At 36.9% G+C, this 6,958-nt stretch carries 8 protein-coding genes and 1 tRNA gene; 4 read left to right on the top strand and 5 right to left on the bottom strand.

Annotation, left to right across the window (positions count from 1 at the left end):
* The 3 genes from QS62_RS05150 to QS62_RS05140 form a co-directional block, all read left to right on the top strand.
* A partial coding sequence (locus QS62_RS05150; protein ID WP_156550071.1) for an autotransporter outer membrane beta-barrel domain-containing protein occupies positions 1 to 816 on the top strand: 816 nt, incomplete at its 5' end.
* Positions 817 to 1,023: 207 nt separating this feature from the next.
* Positions 1,024 to 1,227 (top strand): hypothetical protein, encoded by a 204-nt coding sequence (locus QS62_RS05145; protein WP_066106912.1) that lies wholly within the window; start codon positions 1,024 to 1,026, stop codon positions 1,225 to 1,227.
* A gap of 116 nt (positions 1,228 to 1,343) precedes the next feature.
* A complete protein-coding gene (locus QS62_RS05140) occupies positions 1,344 to 1,799 on the top strand; it encodes a hypothetical protein (RefSeq protein WP_066106909.1) in 456 nt (151 codons plus the stop codon).
* 244 nt (positions 1,800 to 2,043) lie between these two features.
* Here QS62_RS05140 and QS62_RS05135 read toward each other — a convergent pair.
* From QS62_RS05135 to serB, 5 genes are all read right to left on the bottom strand, one after another.
* Positions 2,044 to 2,120: transfer RNA gene (locus QS62_RS05135), tRNA-Ile, on the bottom strand.
* 142 nt (positions 2,121 to 2,262) lie between these two features.
* Complete coding sequence (ligA, locus tag QS62_RS05130; protein ID WP_066106906.1) at positions 2,263 to 4,275, bottom strand: NAD-dependent DNA ligase LigA; 2,013 nt, start codon at positions 4,273 to 4,275, stop codon at positions 2,263 to 2,265.
* Between the two features lie 96 nt (positions 4,276 to 4,371).
* Positions 4,372 to 4,545 carry a DUF5363 family protein gene (locus tag QS62_RS12045; RefSeq protein ID WP_197495428.1) on the bottom strand — a complete coding sequence of 58 codons (174 nt, stop codon included), beginning with the start codon at positions 4,543 to 4,545 and terminating at the stop codon, positions 4,372 to 4,374.
* Positions 4,546 to 4,561: 16 nt separating this feature from the next.
* Positions 4,562 to 5,053, bottom strand: a complete 492-nt coding sequence (locus tag QS62_RS05125; protein ID WP_066106902.1) for a YajQ family cyclic di-GMP-binding protein — start codon at positions 5,051 to 5,053, stop codon at positions 4,562 to 4,564.
* Between the two features lie 11 nt (positions 5,054 to 5,064).
* Positions 5,065 to 5,991 carry a phosphoserine phosphatase gene (gene serB, locus QS62_RS05120; protein WP_066106899.1) on the bottom strand — a complete coding sequence of 309 codons (927 nt, stop codon included), beginning with the start codon at positions 5,989 to 5,991 and terminating at the stop codon, positions 5,065 to 5,067.
* A 100-nt stretch (positions 5,992 to 6,091) separates the two neighbouring features.
* Between serB and QS62_RS05115 the strand changes: the two genes are divergently transcribed.
* Positions 6,092 to 6,760, top strand: a complete 669-nt coding sequence (locus tag QS62_RS05115; RefSeq protein ID WP_066106895.1) for a YtjB family periplasmic protein — start codon at positions 6,092 to 6,094, stop codon at positions 6,758 to 6,760.
* The last annotated feature ends 198 nt before the right edge of the window (positions 6,761 to 6,958 follow it).

Raw genomic sequence — 6,958 nt, 5'->3', positions numbered from 1 at the left:
GCTTGGATAAGAGGTATCCATACTCGCTTAAAAGAAACAGACCGTTTTAGCTTAAACCATAATGACTATGAAATTGGTTATGACAAATTCCGTTATAACAATGACGAGAAGAAACAAAAATGGGGTTTAAGCTTCACTTATGGTTATGGCAAAGCCAGATTAGTGGATGAATGGAGTAAAGGCAATATTAAGAAGTATGAATTAAGCCTTTATAACACTAACCAATGGAATAACCAAGCTGGTGATAACAGTTACTACAATGATAACGTGTTAAGAGTTGGCGCATTACATAATCATTATCAAGCAGTGATGAGCGATGGCAGCCTTTGGGGTAAAGGCAGTTATAAGAATTACCTCTTTACGGCAAGTACCGAACATGGTTATCGCAAATTTATTGATGATAACAAACGTTGGTATATGGTACCGCAAGCGCAATTGCAATTTGCTTACTTAACCGGCGCGAACTATCGCACCAGTAATGATATTGATGTGAAACTTGGTCATGCGAAAAGTTTAATTGGTCGTGCTGGTGTGGATATTGTCCGATTATTAGATGAAAGCGGTGATAATCGTCTTTATGCGAAAGGCAATATTATGCATGAGTTTTTAGGCAAACGTTCATTTAGTGCTAGCGACCGTACTGGGGATTATCACACTAGTTGGAACACCAGAGGTACTTGGTATGCTGTTGGTGTCGGCTACAATGCCCATGTCAGTGAAAAGACTAATGTCTTTATTGATGCTGAGAAAGAGTTTGGTCATGGTCGTACTGGTTCGTATAACTTACGTTTAGCATTATCGTGGCAGTTTAAGTAACCTATCGTACCTTCAGTGATTGAAGCAATACCTTTTAATCACTGAAGGTTGAATACTTTCTATAATCTAATCGCTTTATTCAATGGAATGAATAAAGTGTTTTAGTGACGGGTAGTGTTTAAACAAATAGCTTATTTAATGGATGATGATGTAGTAGTTTTGGCATTATGACGAGCGGTATTAGCTTCAATACGGGATAAACAAACTATGACAGTGCAAGCAATTCATACAGATATTACGCAATTAAAAAAGATCCATCGTCAGCAAAGAAAACATTTAAAAGAAAGAATTGAAAAAGTAAAAGAGAAAGGGGATTTACTGTCTGAAGCACAAAAAGATCATTTGCGTCATCGTATTAAAGAATTATCTCCACTAATTAAATCGCTGGATTTGGTGAGAGAAGAGAATTGAAATTTACTTTTAATGCGTTGTTGATCGTATTTTTGGATTAATTTTAAATCTTGTGTAATCAATATTTTAATAGTTGTTATTTATGAATAAATTCTGATGGTTTAAAAGAGAGGGAGATGATGAGTATTTTTTATCAATTTTCTATGAATGAGGAGTGGTTAAATGCTTTGATGAAATTTCAGGGTGAAGAAATTTCGGTGAGCTTTGCGTTGGATGAAGATGATGATAATGAGTCAAAACCTGTGGAGATTGAAGATTTTCAGGAAGTAATTGCTCTTGGTGAAGAAGTGATGCAGCAACTGAATTCACAACAATATGAAAAATTAAAACAAATCATTGCCAAAGAAATGATTAAAACAGTATATGGATATATAGATATCAAAAATGTCCATAAGGAAGAGTACGATATATTGATGACAAATCTGCGGCTGCATGAAGTTGAATGTTTTTCTGATGGTGCGGTGATGTTAATTCTGCGATCTAAAGAACTTATTCCAGATATGGAAGTGGTTTGTCAGGTCAATCGAAAATTGGAGTTGGAAGATTGTTCGTTTGTGGATATTGAAAAATGACAATTTATGATGGAATTGGGTGATTATTGTAGATTTTAGTACATAGTGTATTTTGGATAAATTATTGAAATATATAGGTTTATCAAATCTCCCAACCCTCTTCAGTCTTGAAGAGTTTCTTTCTTTAAATCATAGGATTCTGTGTATTTTTTATCTTACGTGAGAAAAGTAAAAAACTTTTTTATTAGAAAAATAATTAATGATAATAGCGAGTGGGATAGTTGAAAAAGTACTATGATATGAATGGTGCCCCCAACAGGACTTGAACCTGTGACCAATCGATTATGAGTCGACTGCTCTGACCGACTGAGCTATGGGGGCATCGGAAAGACTGGACGATTATAGACAAAGATAACTATTAAGTCTAGTTTTGTCAGTACCGCATAACTTGTTTGGGTAAATTTCAAACATTAAAGATTTATTGCAGTAGTAACAAGCTCAGTTACTACTGCAATTATGTCGTTTATTGATTAACAATCTCTAAGAATTGTTGTTCTGAAAGGATAGCAACGCCTAAACTTTCCGCTTTTTGTAACTTAGAACCAGCATTATCGCCAGCAATGACAAAATCTGTTTTGCTTGAAACGCTGCCAGTAACTTTACAGCCAAGTTGTAATAGGATTGCTTTTGCTTCATCGCGTGTCATTTGGGTTAGCGTTCCAGTTAAGACAACCGTTTTTTCTTTCAACGGATTGTCTTTGATTTCTGTTGCTTGCACTTCATCCCAATGCACACCTTGTTCAATCAGTTGTTGTACAACACTACGGTTATGTTCTTCTTGCCAGAATAAGATAATACGATTAGCAACTACCTCACCAATATCTTGCACTTCCAATAATTGTTCTAATGTCGCTTGCTGGATATTTTCCAAAGTGTGGAAATGGTTAGCTAAATTACGCGCAGTGGCTTCACCTACTTCACGAATACCTAATGCAAATAAGAAACGTGCTAGTGTTGTTTTCTTCGCTTTTTCTAGGCTAGCTAAAGCATTTTCGGCAGATTTTTCCCCCATTCTTTCCAAACCCATTAGAGTTTCTTTCGTTAAGCGGAAAAGATCTGCTGGTGTATGCAAATATTCACGATCGACTAATTGTTCAATCAGCTTATCGCCTACACCCTCAATATCCATTGCTTTGCGTGACACAAAATGTTTGAGCCCCTCTTTACGTTGTGCTTCACAAACCAGACCACCGGTACAGCGTGCTACTGCTTCACCATCAATGCGTACAATCGCAGAATCACAAACAGGGCAACGAGTCGGGAAAATAATAGGTTTTGCATTAGCAGGGCGGCGATCATGTACCACACCAATAATTTGTGGAATAACATCACCAGCACGACGAATAATCACTGTATCGCCAATTGCAATATCTAAACGTGCAATTTCATCACCATTATGCAAAGTAGCATTGCTAACAGTTACGCCAGCAACATAGACAGGTTCTAATTTGGCAACCGGCGTGATAGCACCAGTACGCCCAACTTGGAATTCAACATCGTTTAATACAGTCAATTCTTCTTGCGCAGGGAATTTATAAGCAATCGCCCAACGAGGTGCTTTCGAGATAAAACCTAGTTCATTTTGTAAGGCAATATCATTGACTTTTAATACCGTACCATCAATGTCATAACCTAGTTGGCTGCGTTTTTGCGCAATGTCACGATAGAACTCTAACACTTGTTCGGTACCGTCACATAAACGAATCTCTTTATTAACCGGGATCCCAATACTTTTTAGCCATTGCAGACGATCGTAGTGTGTAGTAGGTAAATCTACGCCCTCTGCAATACCAATGCCATAAGCATTAAGCATTAATGGACGATGATAAGTAACTTGTGGATCTAATTGGCGTAATGAACCAGCCGCTGCATTACGCGGATTGGCAAAGGTTTTTTCACCATGCTCCAGTGCATGTTGATTTAATTTTTCAAAACCATCGTGCGGCATAAAGACTTCACCACGCACTTCTAAACGAGCAGGTGGCGTATCGGTTCGTAGTTGTAATGGAATATTGCGAATAGTACGAATATTAGCGGTAATATCTTCACCAGTAACACCATCACCACGTGTTGCAGCTTGGGTTAATTTACCCTTCACATATAAGATACTGACGGCTAAACCATCGAGTTTTGGTTCACAACAGAAGGTAAAAGGCTTAGGTAATGCGCCCAAACGATCTTCAATACGGCGAATAAAAGCAAAAAACTCTTCATCAGAAAATGCATTGTCTAATGAGAGCATTGGAATTTCGTGAGTAATTTGTTGAAAACCATTATCTGGTTTTGCGCCAACTCGTTGTGTCGGGGAATCGCTAGTAATTAATTCTGGATGTTCGGCTTCTAATTGTTTAAGTTGGTTCATCATCCGATCGTATTCGGCATCAGGAATAACAGGATTATCCAACACATGATATTGATATTCGTGATAACGCAGCGTATTGCGTAACTCATCGATTTGTTGTTGTAATGCTTTCATATTTTGTTGGTTTATTTGATTAGGAATCTAAACTAAGAAAAAATAAATCAGTTAATCAGCTGTAACTGATTAACTGATAGTATTGTTAAATTCTGATTATTGATCCTGATGAGTTTTCTGTGGTTTCTTTTCAGGTTCAGGATCTTGTTTATAAATCGGTACACAACTGCGGCAAGCACCTTGATCAACACCAAGCTCTTTACAGAAATCATCATATTTCTTGAGCCATTTTTTAAACAAGCCTGTTTTTTCTTGAGTATCTTGCGGCATAGTGTGCTCCTTAATATTAATCGCGGAAGTTATTAAATTGGAAAGGTTGTCCTAATTCAGCGCCTTTGACTAATTGAATAACACTTTGTAAATCATCTCTGGATTTACCTGTTACGCGAACTTTATCACCTTGAATTTGGCTTTGCACTTTTAATTTAGAATCTTTGATCAGTTTTGTGATCTTTTTCGCTAATTCAGTTTCAATTCCTTGTTTGATTTTAATTTCTTTAGAGTAGGTTTTTCCGCTATGTTCATAATCAGCAGGAATATCTAATGAAGTCGGTTCAATGCTGCGTTTTTGCATCGCATTACGCAAAATATCAATCAGTTGTTCGAGTTGGAAATCAGATTCTGTTGCAACTTTGATCGTTTCATTTTTTTCGTTTAGTTCAATAGAAGCGGTAACGTTACGAAAATCCCAACGATTACTGAGATCACGATTAGCATTATCGACCGCATTTTTAATTTCGTGCATCGTAATTTCAGAAACAATATCAAATGAAGGCATAATATTCCTCGTTATTTTTGTTGTTGAAAATGGAAGTCTATTTGGTTAGCACTCAAAATACAGAGTAGTGCAGTTAAGTCAGCGAAGTTTACCATAGTTTGTGCTTGTTGTTGCACTTTTGGTTTCGCGTGATAAGCCACGCCTAAGCCAGCTGCTTGCATCATTAATAAATCATTAGCGCCGTCACCAATGGCAATACATTGCTGAATCTCAATTTGATGTTGCTGCGCAAGTTGTTGTAATACATTGGCTTTATATTGCGCATCAACAATCTCACCATCAACTTGTCCAGTCAGAATGCCCTCTTGAATTGCAAAACGATTCGCATAAACCGCGACTAAACCAAATTTTTGTTGCAGCACTTCAGCAAAATAGGTAAAACCACCTGAAGCAATCGCCACTTTCCAGCCTAATTTTTGTAATTCGGTAAGTGTTCTTTCTAAACCAGGCATAATCGGTAGATGATTACGCACTTGATCTAAGATCGTTGCTGATGCACCTTTCAATGTAGCAACACGACGACGCAGACTTTGTTTAAAGTCGAGTTCACCACGCATAGCGCTTTCCGTAATTGCTGCAACCATTTCACCTGTGCCAGCGAGTTTTGCCACTTCATCAATACACTCAATTTGAATAGCGGTAGAATCCATATCCATGACTAATAAACCAGCTTGTTGTAAAACAGGATGCCCACTAATAACAAACAAATCAAAACCAAGTTGATGTGCTAACGGAATAAGTTGTTGTGGTGTTGGGTGTTGCAACATTACGCAATGATATTCAAAAATGTTCCATTCGGTTAATAACGTTAATTGCTGTGCAGAATTAAGAAATTGTTGTAGTTTTGCTTGTTCAAAGTGTTGGCTATAAAGAATAAAACGAGGAACATCAGTACAATAATTAGCAGGAGTATCAATGACAGGACAAAATGTTTGCATAAAAAAACCTTATATTTAATTTTTAGGATTAAGAAAAAAATTTGCTACAATCCGCATTTAAGCATAAATCGGCTGGAATAGAAATAATAAAGGAAAAATCTTGTATAGCGTTAGAGAAAAGAGCATTCGTGTCATTTTGTTATTAGGGATCCTGATAGTGAGCTGTATCACTATTGGGGTTATTTTATTTGGGATTAATCAATTCAAGTTTGGTTCTCAATTAGCCAGTATTAATCAAGTATCAAATTTGTCGCACGTCTTGGTACGCCAACAGGCGAATCTCTTTTCTACAATGTTAGCGAATAATGCTTCTACCGAGAAATTAACCGATTTATTAAATACATTTAGTCGTGAAAAGTTTGTGCTAGATGCGTCGTTATATAGTGGTAATGGTGAGTTATTGGCGCAAAGTCAGAATACCTTAAATTTACGACAACAATTAGGCTTAGACGGTGAAGGCAATGCGTTAAAAACACAGCAAATTGTTGAGCCTATTTTTGAGCAGAATAATATTATTGGCTTTTTGCGTGTTACTTTTGATGGGCAATATGGGCAAACGACAGAGAGTAATATTAATCAGCAATTTCGTTATTTATATGCAGAAGTGATAGTGATTTTATTGGTTGGCTTAGTAATCGCAAGCAGTATTCACTATTTTTTCCGCCGTCGTAAGATTAAATTTGTACCGATGAAGTTAGCCCGTAAATCATTAGAGAATCAATCGAGAAGTAAACAGTATCATCAAAGAAAGCGGCGTTTTCGTAAGTAATAATAAATGTGCCACTAGAGAGTGGACTCAGTTTATTGACAAAGTCAATTATAAAACTTTGAGCTAAATTATTTCTTATCTAACATTTAGGTTTCGCCCTAAAGGGCGACTTCATTTTCTTTGCTTGTGCAAAGAAAACGAAGCAAAAGAAAGCACACCCTCGCACTCTTGCTAATCCTCATTCCAATAAGATTTTCC

It is taken from the genome of Gallibacterium salpingitidis (assembly GCF_001678495.1).
Classification (GTDB): Bacteria; Pseudomonadota; Gammaproteobacteria; order Enterobacterales; family Pasteurellaceae; genus Gallibacterium; species Gallibacterium salpingitidis.
Note: the sequence above shows the minus strand (reverse complement) of the source record. Positions and strands in the feature narration are given on the sequence as shown.